Below are 914 nucleotides of genomic sequence, written 5' to 3' on the forward strand. Positions count from 1 at the left end.
GACGTGATCGTCATTGGTTCGGGTCCTGCCGGGTATACCGCGGCGTTGTATACCGCGCGGGCGCAGTTGGCGCCGGTGGTGTTCGAGGGGACGTCGTTTGGTGGGGCGTTGATGACCACGACCGAGGTGGAGAATTTCCCCGGTTTCCGGGAGGGCATCACCGGTCCGGAGTTGATGGATCAGATGCGTGAGCAGGCGCTGCGGTTCGGGGCTGATCTGCGGATGGAAGACGTCGAGTCGGTGTCGCTGCAGGGGCCGGTCAAGTCGGTGACCACCGCCGAGGGCCAGACCGTGCGCGCGCGGTCGGTGATTTTGGCCATGGGCGCGGCGGCGCGGTATCTGGGGGTGCCCGGGGAGCAGGAGTTGCTGGGGCGTGGGGTGAGCTCGTGTGCCACCTGTGACGGGTTCTTCTTCCGCGATCAGGACATCGCGGTGATCGGCGGTGGGGACTCGGCGATGGAGGAGGCCACCTTTTTGACCCGGTTTGCGCGCAGCGTCACCCTGGTGCACCGCCGCGAGGAGTTCCGGGCCTCGCGCATCATGCTGGAGCGGGCGCGGGCCAACGAGAAGATCACCATCGTGACCAATAAGGCGGTGCTGGGGGTGGAGGGTTCGGAGACCGTGAGCGGGTTGCGGGTGCGCGACACCGTCACCGGTGAGGAGTCCACCCTGGCGGTCACGGGGGTGTTCGTGGCGATCGGTCACGACCCGCGCTCGGAGCTGGTGCGCGAGGTCCTCGACACCGATCCCGACGGGTATGTGCTGGTGCAGGGCCGCACCACGGCCACGTCGATCGAGGGCGTGTTCGCCGCCGGGGACCTGGTCGACCGCACCTACCGCCAGGCCATCACCGCCGCCGGCAGCGGCTGCTCGGCGGCCATCGACGCCGAACGCTGGCTGGCCGAACACGCCGA

Annotated in this window: 1 protein-coding gene; it reads left to right on the top strand. The window is 68.7% G+C overall.

Going from position 1 to position 914, the window contains the following annotated elements:
- Positions 1 to 914: thioredoxin-disulfide reductase (trxB, locus tag BST44_RS29200; RefSeq protein WP_142274746.1), on the top strand; the 914-nt coding region annotated here is incomplete at both ends.

Source organism: Mycobacterium scrofulaceum (genome assembly GCF_002086735.1).
Taxonomy (GTDB): Bacteria; Actinomycetota; Actinomycetes; order Mycobacteriales; family Mycobacteriaceae; genus Mycobacterium; species Mycobacterium scrofulaceum.